18 protein-coding genes and 2 other RNA genes are annotated in these 16,375 nt (G+C 44.8%); 8 read left to right on the top strand and 12 right to left on the bottom strand.

The window, feature by feature from the left end; all coding sequences use genetic code 11:
• Positions 1 to 3 precede the first annotated feature (3 nt).
• The 4 genes from ftsZ to rsmI form a co-directional block, all read right to left on the bottom strand.
• On the bottom strand, positions 4 to 1,206 hold the full coding sequence (gene ftsZ, locus NA59_RS01905; protein WP_083944855.1) for a cell division protein FtsZ: 1,203 nt from the start codon (positions 1,204 to 1,206) through the stop codon (positions 4 to 6).
• Between the two features lie 70 nt (positions 1,207 to 1,276).
• The gene (gene rsmH, locus NA59_RS01900) at positions 1,277 to 2,203 is read right to left on the bottom strand and encodes a 16S rRNA (cytosine(1402)-N(4))-methyltransferase RsmH (RefSeq protein ID WP_044407059.1); all 927 of its coding nucleotides are present in this window, start codon (positions 2,201 to 2,203) and stop codon (positions 1,277 to 1,279) included.
• Positions 2,204 to 2,598: 395 nt separating this feature from the next.
• Positions 2,599 to 2,985, bottom strand: an RNA gene (gene rnpB, locus NA59_RS14145) — RNase P RNA component class A.
• Positions 2,986 to 3,035: 50 nt separating this feature from the next.
• Positions 3,036 to 3,884: a 16S rRNA (cytidine(1402)-2'-O)-methyltransferase gene (rsmI, locus tag NA59_RS01890; protein WP_044407053.1), complete on the bottom strand. Its 849-nt coding sequence runs from the start codon at positions 3,882 to 3,884 to the stop codon at positions 3,036 to 3,038.
• Positions 3,885 to 3,934: 50 nt separating this feature from the next.
• Between rsmI and NA59_RS01885 the strand changes: the two genes are divergently transcribed.
• Positions 3,935 to 5,560 carry a penicillin-binding protein activator gene (locus NA59_RS01885; RefSeq protein WP_044407050.1) on the top strand — a complete coding sequence of 542 codons (1,626 nt, stop codon included), beginning with the start codon at positions 3,935 to 3,937 and terminating at the stop codon, positions 5,558 to 5,560.
• Positions 5,547 to 5,906: a YraN family protein gene (locus tag NA59_RS01880; RefSeq protein ID WP_044407047.1), complete on the top strand. Its 360-nt coding sequence runs from the start codon at positions 5,547 to 5,549 to the stop codon at positions 5,904 to 5,906. The genes NA59_RS01885 and NA59_RS01880 overlap by 14 nt, the downstream gene beginning before the upstream one ends.
• Positions 5,907 to 5,917: 11 nt before the next feature.
• Here NA59_RS01880 and NA59_RS01875 read toward each other — a convergent pair whose 3' ends face one another.
• Entirely contained in the window at positions 5,918 to 6,346 is a 429-nt protein-coding gene (locus NA59_RS01875; RefSeq protein WP_044407170.1) for a hypothetical protein, read from the bottom strand.
• 88 nt (positions 6,347 to 6,434) lie between these two features.
• Between NA59_RS01875 and NA59_RS01870 the strand changes: the two genes are divergently transcribed.
• From NA59_RS01870 to recN, 3 genes are all read left to right on the top strand, one after another.
• Positions 6,435 to 7,217, top strand: coding sequence for a flagellin (locus NA59_RS01870; RefSeq protein WP_044407044.1), 783 nt, complete (start codon positions 6,435 to 6,437; stop codon positions 7,215 to 7,217).
• Positions 7,218 to 7,336: 119 nt separating this feature from the next.
• On the top strand, positions 7,337 to 8,212 hold the full coding sequence (locus NA59_RS01865) for an NAD(+) kinase (protein WP_044407041.1): 876 nt from the start codon (positions 7,337 to 7,339) through the stop codon (positions 8,210 to 8,212).
• Positions 8,212 to 9,882, top strand: a complete 1,671-nt coding sequence (recN, locus tag NA59_RS01860; protein WP_044407038.1) for a DNA repair protein RecN — start codon at positions 8,212 to 8,214, stop codon at positions 9,880 to 9,882. The genes NA59_RS01865 and recN overlap by 1 nt, the downstream gene beginning before the upstream one ends.
• A 170-nt stretch (positions 9,883 to 10,052) precedes the next feature.
• On the opposite strand, the gene fur is transcribed toward recN, so the two are convergent.
• Positions 10,053 to 10,460 carry a ferric iron uptake transcriptional regulator gene (gene fur / locus NA59_RS01855; protein WP_044407035.1) on the bottom strand — a complete coding sequence of 136 codons (408 nt, stop codon included), beginning with the start codon at positions 10,458 to 10,460 and terminating at the stop codon, positions 10,053 to 10,055.
• A gap of 250 nt (positions 10,461 to 10,710) precedes the next feature.
• Between fur and NA59_RS01850 the strand changes: the two genes are divergently transcribed.
• Positions 10,711 to 11,037 carry an outer membrane protein assembly factor BamE gene (locus NA59_RS01850; RefSeq protein ID WP_044407032.1) on the top strand — a complete coding sequence of 109 codons (327 nt, stop codon included), beginning with the start codon at positions 10,711 to 10,713 and terminating at the stop codon, positions 11,035 to 11,037.
• A 20-nt stretch (positions 11,038 to 11,057) separates the two neighbouring features.
• Here the strand turns inward: NA59_RS01850 and NA59_RS01845 are convergent, their stop codons facing one another.
• Positions 11,058 to 11,351, bottom strand: coding sequence for an RnfH family protein (locus NA59_RS01845; RefSeq protein ID WP_044407029.1), 294 nt, complete (start codon positions 11,349 to 11,351; stop codon positions 11,058 to 11,060).
• Positions 11,348 to 11,788, bottom strand: a complete 441-nt coding sequence (locus NA59_RS01840) for a type II toxin-antitoxin system RatA family toxin (protein WP_044407026.1) — start codon at positions 11,786 to 11,788, stop codon at positions 11,348 to 11,350. The genes NA59_RS01845 and NA59_RS01840 overlap by 4 nt, the downstream gene beginning before the upstream one ends.
• Positions 11,789 to 11,834: 46 nt before the next feature.
• Here NA59_RS01840 and smpB point away from each other — a divergent pair, with 46 nt between their 5' ends.
• Together smpB and ssrA are read left to right on the top strand one after the other, a co-directional pair.
• The gene (gene smpB / locus NA59_RS01835; RefSeq protein ID WP_044407024.1) at positions 11,835 to 12,314 is read left to right on the top strand and encodes an SsrA-binding protein SmpB; all 480 of its coding nucleotides are present in this window, start codon (positions 11,835 to 11,837) and stop codon (positions 12,312 to 12,314) included.
• A gap of 178 nt (positions 12,315 to 12,492) precedes the next feature.
• Positions 12,493 to 12,849: a transfer-messenger RNA gene (gene ssrA, locus NA59_RS14685) on the top strand.
• A gap of 398 nt (positions 12,850 to 13,247) precedes the next feature.
• Here ssrA and NA59_RS01825 read toward each other — a convergent pair.
• The 4 genes from NA59_RS01825 to NA59_RS01810 all read right to left on the bottom strand — a co-directional run bounded on the left by NA59_RS01825 (position 13,248) and on the right by NA59_RS01810 (position 16,366).
• Positions 13,248 to 13,532 (bottom strand): type II toxin-antitoxin system RelE/ParE family toxin, encoded by a 285-nt coding sequence (locus NA59_RS01825; protein ID WP_044407019.1) that lies wholly within the window; start codon positions 13,530 to 13,532, stop codon positions 13,248 to 13,250.
• The gene (locus NA59_RS01820) at positions 13,519 to 13,740 is read right to left on the bottom strand and encodes a TA system antitoxin ParD family protein (RefSeq protein ID WP_044407016.1); all 222 of its coding nucleotides are present in this window, start codon (positions 13,738 to 13,740) and stop codon (positions 13,519 to 13,521) included. The genes NA59_RS01825 and NA59_RS01820 overlap by 14 nt, the downstream gene beginning before the upstream one ends.
• 967 nt (positions 13,741 to 14,707) lie before the next feature.
• A complete protein-coding gene (locus NA59_RS01815) occupies positions 14,708 to 15,940 on the bottom strand; it encodes an AAA family ATPase (protein WP_052501388.1) in 1,233 nt (410 codons plus the stop codon).
• Between the two features lie 123 nt (positions 15,941 to 16,063).
• Entirely contained in the window at positions 16,064 to 16,366 is a 303-nt protein-coding gene (locus NA59_RS01810; RefSeq protein ID WP_044407013.1) for a hypothetical protein, read from the bottom strand.
• Positions 16,367 to 16,375 lie beyond the last annotated feature (9 nt).

Genomic DNA, 16,375 nt, shown 5'->3' with positions numbered 1-16,375 from the left:
AAATTAATCAGCTTGACGACGTAAAAAAGCAGGAATGTCGAGGTAATTACTATTAGATCCAACAGGCTGAATACCCGCATTAACCGCCATTTTAGGACGCACCACTTCTTGTTCAATATGCTGCATGGCAGCTGGCTTTTCAATCATTTCATGCGGCTGATCACGTTCGGCTTCTTGGCGTGCTTGCACCGCTTGCAAATTAGGCTTTACCATCTCCGGCTTTTTTGCGGAAGCAGCGTGCGAGCCCGCCAAACCTGTTGCAACAACTGTCACACGAATTTCATCTTGTAAGCTGTCATCAATCGATGTACCAATAATAACCTTGGCATCTTCATCAGCAAAACTGTTAACCACATCACCAATCACATTGTACTCACCAATACTAAAGTCTGCACCACCGGTAATATTAACCAAAATACCGCGTGCGCCCGATACCGCAATATCGTTCAACAATGGATTCGCAATCGCTTTTTCAGTTGCTTTACGCGCGCGATCTTCGCCAGATGCTGTACCCACACCCATCATACCTAATCCACGCTCAGACATCACAGTACGTAAATCTTCAAAGTCAACGTTAATCAAACCGGGACAGGTCACCATTTCTGAAATACCTTGCACCGCACCATGTAAAATTTCGTTTGCATGATCAAAGGCTTTAGCAAACATAAAGTCTTTACCCAAAACCTCAACCAACTTGTCATTTGGAATGCTAATCAATGAATCAACCTGTTCAGCCAAAGCTTCAATACCCGCTTCTGCCACCTTGGTGCGGCGTTCAAAACTAAATGGCTTGCTGACCACGCCTACCGTTAAGATACCCATCTCCCGCGCGACGCGCGCGACCACCGGTGCAGCACCTGTTCCAGTGCCCCCGCCCATACCGGCAGTAATAAACAGCATATCCGCATCACGAATATGCTCTTTGATTTCATCAATATCTTGCTCTGCGGCTTCGCGACCACGCTCAGGATTCGCCCCCGCACCCAAACCGTTACTACCGATTTGAATACGCACAGGCACATTCGAGTGTGCTAGTGCTTGTGCATCGGTATTGGCACACAAAAAGTCAACGCCCTCAACTTTTGTGCGCACCATATAATCAACAGCGTTACTTCCGCCGCCCCCTAAACCAATAACCTTGATCACTGGCAATCCTGGTTGGCGCGAAACCTTCGCCTCTTTCAGATCAAATTTCATGGTACTCATGGTCACCTTCCCTTTCGTCAGCAAGCTTTAAATACAAAATTAAAATAAAAATCTACACTACTAAATTCTGTTAAATTCTTTGTGCAACACGCAAAACAGCGCTGCGTGATCTTGGGTTTTCGCTACACTCTTGTTCAGAGGGAAAGCAGGGCTTACCCAACACCTTTAAAACGGGCTTTGTTTCGGCTATCAACATAGGTGTGCCTGGAAACAAATCTTTTACCCGCGACTGGTCGCGCATAAAATGCTTTACAATTCTATCTTCAAGCGAATGAAAACTAATCACACTCAAGCGCCCTGCGGGTGCCAATACGTTTACACTGGCTTCCAATACGGTTTTCAGCACATCAAGCTCACGATTAATATAAATACGTATCGCTTGAAAACTGCGTGTGGCAGGGTGCTTATGCTTATCTTTTTTTGGCACAACCCGCTCAATTAAGTCGGCTAAGTCACGCGTTGTGTTAATTAAACCTAAGCGCGCATCATGACAAACGGCCCGTGCAATTTTAAAGGCAAAACGCTCTTCACCGTAATTTTTTAACACTAAAGCCAAGGTTTTTTCATCCACATCCATTAGCCAATCTTTTGCGCTCACACCTTCGGTGGGGTTCATACGCATATCGAGCGGGCCATCACGCATAAAACTAAAACCACGCGCCGCTTCATCAAGCTGCGGCGAGGACACGCCAAGATCTAACAAAATACCATCAACCTTGCCAACCAAATCACGTTGCCGGCAAATCTGTTCCAATTGTTCAAAACTAGCATGCACTATTTCAAAATTTTTATCCGCAAAATGTACCTTTGCATGCGCAATCGCGGCCGGATCTTGATCAATAGCAATCAACCTTGCGCTGGAGTCCAGCTGTGCCAGTATCGCTCGGCTATGACCTCCGCGCCCAAAAGTGCCATCAATATAAACACCATTAGGTTTAATCGCAAGCCCTTGAACAGACTCACTCAACAATACTGAAAAATGTGATACTACATCCATGACCATCCCCACTCAATGCATAACGCATCTATATTCACGCTTTAGGCGCATTGAAACATTAAATCACATTTAACGCCTATTTAATTACAACCATGCGTGAGTGCCAAAAAACAGGGAGCTATCACCACAAAAGACTCACCCTCAGTGAGCGCAATCGACACATATTGCCACATGTAAACAGTGTAAAGCAACAATAAAGCCAACTCCACAAAAAATAATGAAAATTGACAAAAAAAACTAAAATACAGCAAAAAAACAGCCAAAATCTGACATCAAAAACCGCCCCCTCTATCGCACCAAAACCGACAGAGACCAACTAAATGAATCAAGAGAGGCGCTTAAAGCAAAGAATAGGCACGGCGCGTTAATTATAAAAGCAGATTTTGAAAAGAATTAAATGAAGTGGGTCTATAAGCCGGGTTCTGTTCCTGCTTGCCATGCAAACAGGCGGTAACCATTCATCTGGAGCGCATATCACTATGTCCCTCAAGCAACCTACCCGAAAACAAACGCGAGCAGCGTTTTGTCACGAATGACGTGTTTCCCTATTTGGTCTTGCACCGGATGGGGTTTACCTAGCCACACTCTGTTACCAGATGCGCGGTGAGCTCTTACCTCACCGTTTCAGCCTTACCTGTGCGCTCAAAAGCGCCATCGGCGGTCTATTCTCTGTTGCACTTTCCGTCGGCTCTCACCGCCCAGCCGTTAACTGGCATCCTGCTCTAAGGTGCCCGGACTTTCCTCCGAGTAGTTACCTACTCCGCGATTACCCGACCCACTTGGCGATGCAAGATAGCGTAATTACACGCCACTGTCTAGTCAGGATGCAAAATTAATCGTGCTTTAACGCTAAAACACGTGAATAAACTGTATTTTTCTTCGCCGAAAAATAACGCGCCACAATCTCAGCAATTTGCTTAACCGGCAAGGACTGATCTAATAATACATGAATAAGCGCATCCCAATCTTGCGGCAAATGCGGTTGCAGCGGTGCCCCTGCCACCACTAACACAAACTCCCCCCGCACCTTGTCGTTATTTTCTTGAAAATAGTCAATCGCTTGCGACAACGCCATGAAAACAAACTGCTCAAATTGCTTGGTAATCTCACGCGCAATAAAAACTTTACGATGCGCACCCAGCACCTCAGACATAGCGACCAAGCACGCCAACAAGCGATGTGGCGACTCATAGAACACCAATGTGCGGGTTTCTTGCGCCAACGCCGCCAATGCGTGCTGGCGCTTTAATGATTTAGCCGGCAAAAAGCCTTCAAAACAAAAACGATCCGTCGCCATACCCGCCACACTCAAAGCGGCAATCAAGGCCGACGCACCTGGAACAGGTCGAACTTCAACCCCTGCTTCGCGCAAGCTCTTCACCAAATGGTAACCTGGATCACTAATGAGAGGCGTACCTGCGTCAGAAATCAATGCACCAGATTCACCGGCACACAAGGCTTGAAGCAAGGACGCAATACGCGACTGCTCATTATGATCATGTAGACTCATTAAACGATTACTCACACCCAGATGCTGCAATAACTTTGCCGAGTGGCGGGTGTCTTCCGCCGCCACCCAGTCGACCTGCTTAAGCACATCTATAGCGCGCTGCGTGATATCCCCTAAATTGCCAATTGGCGTGGCAACAATGTAAAGCACCCCTTTTTCAATAGTTTGCATATATAATTAACCTTTTAATTAATTTTGATGTGATTATAAAGTCAGCCACCATGCTAAAAAACATTTTCCTTCTCTGCTTACTCATTTTCATTAGCGCGTGCACAAGTCCGCACGTACCTGAAAAACGTTCTTCAATAGAAGATAAAGAGCCTAGCCCACTCCACCGCACATTAGACACACAGGATAGAACACAACAAAGCGAGATACAGATTGATTTAGAGCAAGAGCGCCAACAATCTTATCTTACTCAAAACTGGTCTCGCTTTATCATGCTCACCGAACTGCTTTGGCCGTCTTATGATGAACACCAGCAAATCGCATTACTTGAAGATACCTTTGCAAAACTCGCAGATCAGCCCGCTGAACGCATCGAACAATTCGCGCAAACCCCCGATCACGCACTTCAAGCTTGGGCATGGTTAATCCAGACACAACACAAAACAGATCTACACTTAAAGCGCGAACTTGAGGACCTCCGTCAACTCACTCCAGACCTATCCTTCACCCCCCAGCTGATTGAGCGTTTTATCGCCGATATTCAACAAAACCTCCAGCCACCAGAGCAAATTGCCGTCTTGCTACCCTTATCTGGCCGTTTAGACCTTGTAGGCAAACAGATTAGAGCGGGGATTTTAAAACATCACTGGCACAGCCAAAGCCAAGCTAAATTGCGTTTTTATGACACCCATCAGTCAGACAATATTGTGACACTATATAAACGCGCGCTAGCGGATGGCGCGAATAAGGTCATTGGCCCGATTAGCCGAGATGACATTGAAAAACTCAGCACAGTAGCCGGCAAGGAGCTCATTGCGCTGAACACACTGAATCGGTCTACGGATTTTTTTCAACTCAGCTTACGCCCCTTTAACGAAGCCGAGCAAATCATCGAACACCTTGAGCGTAGCGGCTATCAACATGTTGCCCTGCTTAACTCAAATCTAGGCATCGACAGTGACATGGCCAATGCATTACATACGGCCTGGTCAGCACGCCAACCGTTTAAACTCATCCACCACAGCTATCCACATAACACGAACAGTTTACGTCGTGAGATGAGTCAAGTCTTAAACCTACAACACAGCCAAAGCCGTGCGGGGTTTTTAAGCCGAATCATTGGCACACCTTTAGAACACGAACCCCGAAGCCGCCAAGACCTAGATGCATTAATACTTATTGGCGATGAACAACGTACCGCCGTGCTACAGCCTCAAATGGATTTTTTTCAGCTCACTATGCCGTTAATTGGCTCCTCACTCCTCACCCCCAATCAACTTGCTCGTGCACCACGTAACCGAGATTTAAAAAACATTCAATTTCCTACGCACCCTGCCAGTTACATCCCATCCCCGCTCACCAATACACTTGAGGCACTGGGTTGGGATGGCTTATTGCTTGCCAATCAACTAAATAAAGTTAAAGAGGGCATGTTTATTCACGGTAGTCTTGGCCAGCACACCGTAGGAGAGACCAACCACATCAGAACCCAGTTGAGCTGGGCGCACTACCAAGCGAACGGCGAATTAATGAGCTTACAACAGCCACCAACAAACAATTTTTATTGGTCACAACCGCCACAACACACTCGCACCCAGTCCGACCCCGCGATTATTCGCCAACAACTACTCGATGAGATTATTCAATTTGAATTTTTTGAACGCCATGCCAACGAATAGACAACGAGGCCAGCATTACGAACAGATAGCTGCCCAGTATCTCACGCAGCACGGCCTACAAATTATTGCACAAAACTTCTTTTGCAAAGGCGGTGAAATAGATCTAGTGGCACTCGAGCAACAAACACTGGTTTTTATTGAGGTAAAATACCGACAAACCAATCAGCATGGTGAAGCGAGTGAATTTATTAACACAAAAAAACTTCAACGACTTTACCGCTGCGCCCAAGTTTTTCTACTCAAGCATCGCCAATTTCAACAAGCCGCGATGCGCTTTGACAGCCTTTGTATTACAGGTCAACCTGACAAAATTGAATGGCTAAAAAACATTTACAACGGCTGGTAAAAGCCGCATTTTCACAAATTGCGTATTTTATAAAGCAGTTCTAAAAATCGCATTTTTAAACTGGGTTTGACCTCAATCGGATGCTTAAACTCCAACACCACAGGCTGAGCATAGGGGTTGGCCAAGTCATGATTGGGCCAATCCATAATATCGTCATACTCAAATCCGGTATCGATGGCAACCAATTGCCATGGCAAATCCTGGTCACGCCCTTGCGCATGCGCCCCCTGAGCATCAAACACAACCGGCCACTTTGCCTCTAAAAACACCTCTTTAGCCTGTCCAGACTCCATCCAAATCCGAACTACCTCGCCCTCTGAAAGAAGGGTACCATAAGGAAGAAATAAATAGTTTGCATTCAAATTTGACACAGAATAATCGGTCAAGGGCGCACCATCAGGAAATGAAAACGTACAAAAACCTTTGCCACAGCAAGACATCACACAATCCTTTAAAAAAACTTCAACTTCGCGTATTATAAACACTAAGACTTCAACGATAAGACTTAAATTTTTTAGGAGGCTTGCCATGAGCATTGACGCAATCAATACAATCGGTTCACCCTTTGCTAGCTATAGCCCATCTAGCGCCAGCATGACCAGTGGACAACAAATTAATCGTGCCGCTGATAATCCTGCCGGGTTAGCCGTAGCCAATGGTTTTCAACAAGCGGCGATGCGCGAAGCCGTCGGCATGAGTAATGCAAACAGTGGTATCTCATTACTGCAAACAGCCGATGGCGCATCGCGCTCGATGACAGAAAACATCCTTCGTATGCAAGAGCTATCCCTTCAAGCGATGAACGGTACCACTAACCCCGCACAGCGCAATGCGCTTAACACCGAATTTCAACAAATGATGCAGGCGATTGACCAAACCAGCCAAAACACTAAATTCAATGGCATGAATTTATTAAACGGTGAAAATGCCGATCTCAGCATTGCCCTCGGTGATAGCGCGTCACGTTTAAGCCTACCAGAGCTCAGCTTAAATAGCTTAGGCCTAGCCGGCTTAGACCTATCTAATCCTGCCAATGCGAATCTCGCGTTAGAATCGCTACAAAAAGCCGGATCACTTCTATCCACAACCCAAGCCGAGTTTGGTGCACAGCAGAACGGTTTACTTAGCGCAGCCGCTGAAATGTCAACAAGCCGACAAAATAGCTTAGCAAGCTTTAGTCAAATAATGGACACCGATTACGCTCGTGCCTCAACCGAAAAAGCACGTGAAGATGTTTTACTGCAAGCCGGTATCATGATGCAGGCGCAAGGCAACCAAGATCGTGCTAATGTGCTAGCGCTCATCAATTAACCCTTCTTGTACGACTCACGAGTCACCTCGGGTGTCGTACAACAATTTCACACTCACCACTCTTTTTGCCTATTCTTTCGAGTATAATTTTGAAAAATCATTAAACCAGTAGGAAAATTATGTTTAATAGCATAGGTGTTTTTGGCAAGTACAATGGCTTTCACTCATGGAAAGGCATCGACAAACTGATTGGTTTTTTTCAAGAGCGCGAACGTGTCGTTTACCTTGACCAAACCTCTTGTGCCGACTTCCCAATTGAGCGCTACGGTGTTGAGCTACTAAGCCGTGAACAAATGCATGGAAAAATTGATGTCGCCATTGTCGTAGGCGGTGACGGTACATTCCTAGATGTCGCACGCTATGTCGTTGATCAACAAATCCCAATTCTTGGTGTTAACCTCGGTCGCTTAGGCTTTTTAGCCGACGTCTCTCCCGACACGATGCTCAGCACAATGGATGACCTACTCAACGGCACCTTTGACTGTGAGGAACGAAACCTGCTGCACGTTGAAATTTACGAGCATGACCAACTGGTATTCAAACACCTTGCCTTTAACGATGTCGTTATTCACAAACCTGATGCACCCAAAATGATTGAGTTTGAAACCTTTATCAATCAACGTTTTTTAAAAAGCCAGCGCTCTGATGGTATGATTATTTCCACCCCAACCGGGTCAACCGCCTATGCCTTATCCGCCGGCGGGCCAATTGTTCACCCTAGCCTTAATGTGATTACACTGGTTTCGATTAACCCTCACAGCATGAGCAACCGTCCCTTTGTCATTGATGGTGACAGTGAAATAGAATTACGCGCACATGAAAACTGTAACGGCATAGCGCGCATCACCTGTGATGGACAAATAACATTTGAAATCAATGCGAAACATCGCACACACGTTAAACGTCATCCACACTTTATAAAACTCATTCACCCTTGCGGCCACGATTACTTCCAACTTTTACGCGCAAAATTACACTGGGGCGAAAAACTCTAATGCTGCTACAACTCCAAATTCAAAACTTAGCACTGATTGAAACACTTCACTTACACCTAAAAAAAGGGTTCTGTGCCCTCACTGGCGAAACCGGTGCTGGTAAATCGATCCTGCTTGATGGATTAGGTTTGGTATTAGGCGAACGCGCCGACTCTGGACTCGTTCGCCACGGTGAAAAGCGCGCCGAAGTCAACGCGGAGTTTGACATCCACGCACTCCCCCACGTCCAGGCCTGGTTGGCCGAACAAGCGCTCGATGATGACAATCTATGTATTTTACGTCGGATAGTAAACGCAGACACTGGATCCAAGGCGTTCATTAACAGCCGCCCGGTTCCAGCTAGTAGCTTGAAACAACTCGGCAATCTATTAATTGACATTCATGGTCAACATGAACATCAATCCTTATTATCAAACCAAAGCCAACTTGAACTGGTGGATGCTTATGGTGGGCACAAGACACAACTGGACGAGGTGAAGACCCGTTTTAAAAACTGGCAGCACTTAATACACAAACTGCAACAACTCGAATCCAACCAAGCCGAGTATCAATCCAAACGTGAATTACTTGAGTTTCAACTTAACGAATTTAATAAAATCCAACCTAGCGCGGACGAGTTTACACAGCTTTCAGAAGAACAAAACACCCTTGCGCATGCCAGTGAAATTAAACGTGCCGGCTTTATCAGCCATGAAGCGCTAGACGGTGAACAAGGCGCGACCTGTCTCATCAATGAAGCCATTCACCAAATAGAACAACTGGCCGACTATACGCCCGCACTCAATAACCCGCTGATCCAACTACAAAGTGCGCTAATTGAAATTCAAGAGGCCGCCAACGACATTCACCACTTTACCGACGCCGTAGAGTTAGACCCCGAACGACTTGAGCAAGTGGACAACCGACTAGGACAGCTCTACGCCCTTGCAAAAAAATACCACCTAAATCCAGAACAACTCACACAAAAACATCAGCAGCTGGCAGAGAGCCTCACACAAATGGAAGCAGATTTTAGCTCAATAAATGATTTAAAACATCAAATTAACCAGGCCTGGTTAGACTATGAGCATAACGCACGCCATTTACGCAAACTGCGCCAAGCTACCAGCAAAAAACTAGCCAGCGTAGTCACCAAAAGCATGCAAACACTTGGCATGGAAAAAGGTGTATTCAATATAGAGTTAACACCCGTTGAAAAACCAACATCCTCAGGCCTGGATAAAGCCCAATTCTTGGTATCAGCCAACCTAGGGCAACCCGCTAAAGCACTCAATAAAGTCGCTTCAGGCGGTGAACTCTCTCGGATTAGCCTCGCTATTCAAGTCGCCAGCGCAGAAGTTGCCCAGATACCCACCTTAATCTTTGATGAGGTGGACGTCGGCATTGGAGGGGGCACAGCAGAAGTCATCGGTCAAAAAATGCGACAACTAGGACAGCATCGTCAAGTACTCTCAATTACACACCTTGGGCAAGTTGCCGCCTACGGCAACCAACATCTCAATGTCAGCAAACACAACCAGAAAAACAAAACACTCACAAAAGTCACTGAGCTAGACGATGCCGCAAGAATTGAAGAAATCGCCAGAATGGTAGGGGGATTAGAGATTACAACACAAACACGCAACCACGCCAAAGACCTAATTCAACGCGCACAATCCGAAGCCTCTTAACCCTCCCCGCCGTGAGCTTAACCTATGCACAGATAACTATACCTCGCCCATGCTGTGGGTGGGAATGAGAAAAGCAGTGTGCATAGGTTAGGCCCTGAACGACGGGGGGATTACGCGCTTTTTCGATAAAATCTAGTTAAAATATAGGCTAAGATTTAACCTACCTTCATTTAATGGGCGTCTAAAGCACCGTAAATGACCAAGCTGTGACCTGACAAGCTATAGCCATTTTCCTTAGCGATCTCACGAATACGCTCTTCAATTACAGGATCCACAAATTCTTTCACGTGCCCTGTTTTAACACACACCAAATGATCATGGTTGTCACCGGTATCTAACTCAAAAATAGAAATATTATTTTCAAAGTTCAATCGACGCACAATACCCGCCTGCTCAAACTGCGTCAATACCCTATAAACCGTCGCCAAACCAACCTCTTCACCCTGCTCCAACAACATCTTATAAACATCTTCCGCGGTGAGGTGATGCTGATCACCCGCGCCCTCCAAAATCTCCAAAATTTTAAGCCGTGGTAATGTAACTTTTAATCCAACTTTTTTTAATTCAGCACCGCTCATAATGACTCCGTTTTAATTTGTCTTGCTGTTATTTTGAGTTCTTGACACCTACCCGCCACTTACGACGGACGCGCCTGGCCGCACCCAGGGGTTAAGCGCAGGGATATATCCTCACAAACTACACGACGAGGATATAAGCGCTATCAGATCAATTTGTATCGGTTATAATAAACCAAAACAATAGGCTTAAGCCAATTAAAATCCATTACCTAACCAATAAAATTCAACTAATAAGTCCCAAAAAATATTTATGAAAACACAAATCTTAAAATCCGCGGCATTATTACTTACTCTAGGTCTACTTCAAGCTTGTGGTGGCATCACCCCCTATAAAGCACCCATGATGCAAGGCACCGTCATTACAGAAGAGATGCTTGCTGATCTGCAGCCCGGTTTACACCAAAGCCAAGTTAGACAGCTACTGGGTCCAAACTATGGCGCGAACCCCTTTAACCCACAACACTGGGAGTTTATCTATACCAGCGCGCGCACGGATTTACACCAAGACGCAGTTAAACACATCCTTGTCAAATTTGATCAAGACGGCTATCTAACCGAATGGTTACGCCTAAAATAACCCTCTAAGCGTTTAATCAACTAAGCGCTATCGGCTCTTTCATGCTCCACCTGTTTACGACGACGTTCACGCGGGTCGGCCTTAAGAGGCCGATACACCTCGACCCGATCGCCTTCGCGTAAAACGCTAATTAAATCAACCGGGCGACTAAAAATACCCACTTTACTCAAATTGATATCAGGCATAATTTTTAACAACGGGGATGCCTGAATAGCTTGCTCAGCTGTCGTGCCTTCAGGCACTAAAACTTCAAACAAATACTGCTGCTCCGGTAACGCATAAGCCACCTCAACCTTGATGAAGGACGTACTCATTGCGCGCCCCCATACAGGTTTGTTGCACGTGCAACAAAACTCTCGACAAGTGTGCCCGCAATCTGTTCAAACACCCCGCCCAACACACTGCCCATTAAGCCACTACTCACCTCAAACTCGATTTCAAAACTAATTTTACACGCCTGGTCTCCGAGCGCCTTAAACACCCACTCACCCTGCAAAAAAGAAAATGGTCCATCAACTAAGCGCATCTCAATGCGTTCATTCGGTGTCAAGTGATTCGACGTGCTAAAAGTTTTATTAATACCTAGTTTTGAAATGGTAATACTCGCCTGCATTTCAGCATCCGTCTCACGATGAACCTGTGCGTCACTACACCAAGGTAAAAACGTCGGATACAGCGCCACATCATTTACAACTTGATACATTTGACGCGCCGAGTAATTAAGTAAAGCAGTTCGCGAAATTTTCTTCATCTATGGCTTATCCAATCTTAATAATTTCCGTTATAATAGCGGCATTATGGCAAAAAAATCAAACAAACAAAACAACTCCAATCGAATCGCCGACAATAAAAAAGCGCATTTCGACTATTTTATCGAACAACGTATCGAAGCGGGCCTCGTGCTCGAAGGCTGGGAAATAAAAAGTCTCCGTGCTGGAAAAGGGCGGATTACCGAAAGTTATATTCTACTCAAAAACAATGAGGCTTGGTTGTTTGGGGCACACATTCACCCGCTTATCACGGCCTCAACCCATACAGAGCATGATCCGTTACGCACTCGCAAACTTCTCCTGCACCGACGTGAAATTGATCGACTCATGGGGCAAGTTGACCAAAAAGGCTTCACTATCGTGGCCCTCAACCTCTATTGGAGCAAAGGCAAAGTAAAAGTAGAAATTGGTCTGGCAAAAGGTAAAAAACTACATGACAAGCGTGAAACCGAAAAACAACGCGACTGGAACCGCGATAAACATCGCATCTTAAAATCAAGCCGCTAAACACAGCATCACCCCGACTTGTCAATCTACCAAGCTCAATAAGCGGAACAGCAAGTTTCTAGCAGGGACAATCGAAACGGCCCGCTAAAACAAGCCTTAAGCCAATATTTTTCTCTTTTAGCCTACAAAAGCACCCCTACCCTTCCAAAAAACTATATAATGACAAGTCATCCATATCGGGGCTGCATTGGTTTCGACGGGGAGAACGAAGTTTAAGACGCATGTCGTGCCTGAATGATGCACGTAAATCTTAGTTCAAATTGTTATAGTTGCAAACGACGATAACTACGCTCTAGCGGCTTAATCCCGCTGGTGCGGCTCAGGGCAGTTGTTCGTGGCGCCTGACGCCGTATCGACTTACACGGAATCGTATTTACCGCGTGTTTGGGTAGGTAAATACTAAACCAGACAAACTCGTCTTATGTGGTCCCTGCTAGTCGGGCAACATCAAGATTAAACCAATAGACTAAATAAACATGTAGACTCCTAAATGGAGGCTTTCCGGACGGCGGTTCGACCCCGCCCAGCTCCACCAAAACACAATATCAAGCCGCTTCTTAGCGGTTTTTTATTACCCTCAGCATATATAAATCAACAACTTATTTAATAATTAAGCTTTTTAGCGTTTCATGTGAACCCTTTACATCCCAAACAAATATGAGCAACATTCTGAGTAACAAGACTTCAACTCCCCACTAACTTGGAGCGTTACTCACAATGGCGTTAACTGATACAGCTATCAAAATATTAAAACAAAAAAATAAAACATATCGCATAGCCGATGCTGAAGGGCTAGCAATCGAGTGTGTCATCATCCACAAGATCAGCATCCTCATTGCTAAGTGTAATTTGATTAATCAGCAACAAACTGACAAAAGCATGTTTACGCGGGATTCGATAAACAAGGCTTTTAGTCCGACAAGCTCCTAGGCTCTAGCTTTTTAAATCTCGGTAAAAGTTTTCATGACTTCCGAGTGCTAATAGCTCAAGGATAAGTTGGTTTTCTTCATAGCTATAGCCGAGAAGCGTTTCTTGATTTACCATCTTGAACTTATAAACACGTAGATATGCAAGATCACCTTTTTTCTGCTCACCGCTTAAGGGTTGTTCAACCAGAAAACTGATAGCTTGATCGAGATCAGCTTTTTGATTCTTGTGCAACTTCTTAGCAGCTTTTTTGAAGTTTGGTGCCTGTAATACAGTTTTAACCAAACTCATAGGGCTCAAGCTTTCCAGCGTCTTTTTCAGCTTTAGCCATCATCGCTTGTTTTACGAACTCATAAGACAAATCGGGATTGTCTTCCATGATTTCACCGATTTTAGCCCAGTGCTCAATTTGCTTTGGTATTGAGCGACTAGCCGCTTTTGCCGTAATACTGGCTTTCTCAAACAGTGTTTGATCAATTCGAATACTCGCTGTTGCCATATTTAACCTCCTGCAATATAGTTTATTTATTGTAGCAATTTACCACAACACATACCAGCCCGACTTGTTCGGGCTTTTTTATACCCAAAATTTACAATAGGAGAACGCCATGATTAAAGGTCTGGCAATTACCCCGCCGGTTACTGGGCGGATCAGCATTGGCAAGGTGCTAAAAACGCCGAAAAACGATAATTTTGCTATACTTTAGGTCTAAGATCAAAAGGCGCAAAACAGGAGATAAGCATGAAACTAGCCGATTATACCCGCAGAGTCACTCACGAATTTAAAGACAAAAGAGTGATCGAAAAAACCATACCCTTTTACAAAAATTGTAGAAAACAAGACCTTAAAGCTATGGCAAATCAGTGATGATAAGCGTGAATTTGAAAGGCATAAAAAGTTGATAGATAACACCTTAAAGTCTGTTTTAGATGACAAAAAATAGCCAATGCGCTGATTGAGCATAGCGTTGAAAAGCTATGTCATAACAAACGACTCTATATTTTTAGTGATCACTGTGACATTCGAAAGCCCCATGCCTCAAAACAAGCCAATCAAGGCAATCTGCGAACACTCGCTGGCAAGATTATCAACGGTTATACGACACTCAACAGCGTGATTTTAGATGAGCGCAAAAAAACCTCACCTTGTCCAACATCAGTGTTTTTAGCAATAAAGACGCTGACTTCATCAAGAATGCGCAGCTAGATGATTATCGAAAAGACAAGATAATTGTCGCCTAATAGAACCCGGTAATAAAAGGCCAAATTGCACAAAAAATAGAAGAGGCGTGCGTGATCAACACCGATGTGATTCTAAAGCAGCACCTAAAAAAACAAAGTGATTTGTGATTTAGGTGGTGGTAAGGGAAAGGTCACTCGGCACTATTTTTTTGAAGGATTGAAGTTACTTTTGAGGCCGATAGTGTTACTCAGTTTAGAGCGCAACACGGTATCTCTGACGCACTTTATTCTGAAATGCAGCTGTATGCCGGTATATCAGAATAGTTTTTCGGAGTTCTCAGTGTGTTGACATCTTGTCCAAATTGAGATGAAATCTCTGTTAAAGCCCCATCATCAAGTGAATAAACTAACACATCCTTGTAATCACTAATTACCAGTGGTGAATGCGTGGTAAGTACAAACTGACAATTTGGGAAGGCATCAACCAGTCGTTGAATAATGGTTCGCTGCCATTTTGGATGAAGATGCATATCAACTTCATCAATCATCACAATACCATCACCGTCTAAGGGATTAGCCAAACCTGGGTTCATCATGGCTAAACGTCGGGCAATATCCCCAACTAACGCAATCAGTGATTTTTCACCTTGCGACAGTTGCAATACGTTTAAGGTTTCGCCCTTTTTATCAACGGACATATGCAGTCGCGGTTTGCGCCTAACTCTTAAATTCTCGAACTCTGGCATAAAACGAGTTATAGCCGTTCTGACCGCCGTGAGTTGCTTATCACGAGAAGAAACGTTTAACTGTGCTAAACGCTCCCATAGCAAATTGTACTCATCAGCGTTTACCAGTTGACTTAATTGCGCTAAAACCTCATCCGAAACACCGCTTTCGTTTTCTGCATCTTCTCGCTCCCGAAACCACTCAAAAAAACGTCTAAAATCGACACCTTGATTGAGTGCATTATCGTAACCATCAATTTGCTCAAACGTATGCTTAGACTTTATCTTCATCGGAATGTCGAGCACAGCACGTTCTACGGGATAAAAAGCAATCACCGGTAAACTAGCCAAACTATCATCAGTCAGTCTGGCACGATAAATATTCGCCAAACTCGTTGCCCCAGAATATTGACTCGTAAAGGGTGACTTTTTGCCTTTTTTTGGTTTAGCGCAGACCCAATCATAGTTCAACGATGAATCATGAGATTCTGCATCAGATACGTTTTGCTGATCCAGCACAGAAACCGAAATCGACGCGGCGTGGGCTTGGTTGTGAATTTGTAACTCTGAAATCGGACTGCCAATGCCTTTTTCTGACTTAATACGCGCGACCAACCAGCTCAAAGAAGTGGCTAGGGCTTGTAATATCGATGTTTTGCCCGAGCCATTATTGCCAACAAAAACCGTAACATTCGAGTGCACATTCGCCGTCGGCGCCAACTCCACACAAAGTGACTCAAATCGAGCATAATGATTTAACTCAAACCGTTTAATTTCCATTTTGCTTGCCATCCACCCCAAAATCCTACAGCTAAACCCTAGGCGCCTGTCAGACTAAACCAATCGGCTGCAAAAAGCTGGATTTGACCATTTCTCGCTTCACCCAGTTTAATCCGACAGATCTCTACTAGCGTCTCAATAGCTCGGCGCATTTAACAGATTGTCTTCAATAAGTTGATGTATAAAGGCACTGCTCACGCCATGTGCAATCACATCATCAATCCAATCCGCTTGACGTTTTCTCGGCGCAAAGTAAGCGAATCCAATGCGGAACTCTTCATCTAAGCGCGCAAGCATTAACACCACTTTTCGACCACTAGGGGTATGCACTAAATGACATGCTTGATTATCGGCAATGGTCATGGTCACAACATCTGAAGGGTTTTCAGCCATCGCTTGATTTACTATGGCATATAAATCTTCATAGGTTTCTATCATTTTGTTTAC

The sequence above is a fragment of the Thiomicrospira microaerophila genome (assembly GCF_000934765.1).
Lineage (GTDB): Bacteria > Pseudomonadota > Gammaproteobacteria > Thiomicrospirales > Thiomicrospiraceae > Thiomicrospira > Thiomicrospira microaerophila.
The sequence above is the reverse complement of the archived record's forward strand: the minus strand, read 5'-3'. Positions and strand labels throughout refer to the sequence as shown.

What these genes read in the sequence shown, in the direction of transcription:
- rsmI (WP_044407053.1), bottom strand. Translation starts at nt 3,884, where the DNA reads ATGCAAACTATTGAAAAAGGGGTGCTTTACATTGTTGCCACGCCAATT.
- NA59_RS01825 (WP_044407019.1), bottom strand. Translation starts at nt 13,532, where the DNA reads ATGAGTTTGGTTAAAACTGTATTACAGGCACCAAACTTCAAAAAAGCT.
- NA59_RS01850 (WP_044407032.1), top strand. Translation starts at nt 10,711, where the DNA reads ATGAAAACACAAATCTTAAAATCCGCGGCATTATTACTTACTCTAGGT.
- NA59_RS01845 (WP_044407029.1), bottom strand. Translation starts at nt 11,351, where the DNA reads ATGAGTACGTCCTTCATCAAGGTTGAGGTGGCTTATGCGTTACCGGAG.
- ftsZ (WP_083944855.1), bottom strand. Translation starts at nt 1,206, where the DNA reads ATGAGTACCATGAAATTTGATCTGAAAGAGGCGAAGGTTTCGCGCCAA.
- smpB (WP_044407024.1), top strand. Translation starts at nt 11,835, where the DNA reads ATGGCAAAAAAATCAAACAAACAAAACAACTCCAATCGAATCGCCGAC.
- NA59_RS01840 (WP_044407026.1), bottom strand. Translation starts at nt 11,788, where the DNA reads ATGAAGAAAATTTCGCGAACTGCTTTACTTAATTACTCGGCGCGTCAA.
- recN (WP_044407038.1), top strand. Translation starts at nt 8,212, where the DNA reads ATGCTGCTACAACTCCAAATTCAAAACTTAGCACTGATTGAAACACTT.
- rsmH (WP_044407059.1), bottom strand. Translation starts at nt 2,203, where the DNA reads ATGGATGTAGTATCACATTTTTCAGTATTGTTGAGTGAGTCTGTTCAA.
- NA59_RS01875 (WP_044407170.1), bottom strand. Translation starts at nt 6,346, where the DNA reads ATGTCTTGCTGTGGCAAAGGTTTTTGTACGTTTTCATTTCCTGATGGT.
- NA59_RS01880 (WP_044407047.1), top strand. Translation starts at nt 5,547, where the DNA reads ATGCCAACGAATAGACAACGAGGCCAGCATTACGAACAGATAGCTGCC.
- NA59_RS01870 (WP_044407044.1), top strand. Translation starts at nt 6,435, where the DNA reads ATGAGCATTGACGCAATCAATACAATCGGTTCACCCTTTGCTAGCTAT.
- NA59_RS01865 (WP_044407041.1), top strand. Translation starts at nt 7,337, where the DNA reads ATGTTTAATAGCATAGGTGTTTTTGGCAAGTACAATGGCTTTCACTCA.
- NA59_RS01820 (WP_044407016.1), bottom strand. Translation starts at nt 13,740, where the DNA reads ATGGCAACAGCGAGTATTCGAATTGATCAAACACTGTTTGAGAAAGCC.
- NA59_RS01815 (WP_052501388.1), bottom strand. Translation starts at nt 15,940, where the DNA reads ATGGCAAGCAAAATGGAAATTAAACGGTTTGAGTTAAATCATTATGCT.
- NA59_RS01810 (WP_044407013.1), bottom strand. Translation starts at nt 16,366, where the DNA reads ATGATAGAAACCTATGAAGATTTATATGCCATAGTAAATCAAGCGATG.
- NA59_RS01885 (WP_044407050.1), top strand. Translation starts at nt 3,935, where the DNA reads ATGCTAAAAAACATTTTCCTTCTCTGCTTACTCATTTTCATTAGCGCG.
- fur (WP_044407035.1), bottom strand. Translation starts at nt 10,460, where the DNA reads ATGAGCGGTGCTGAATTAAAAAAAGTTGGATTAAAAGTTACATTACCA.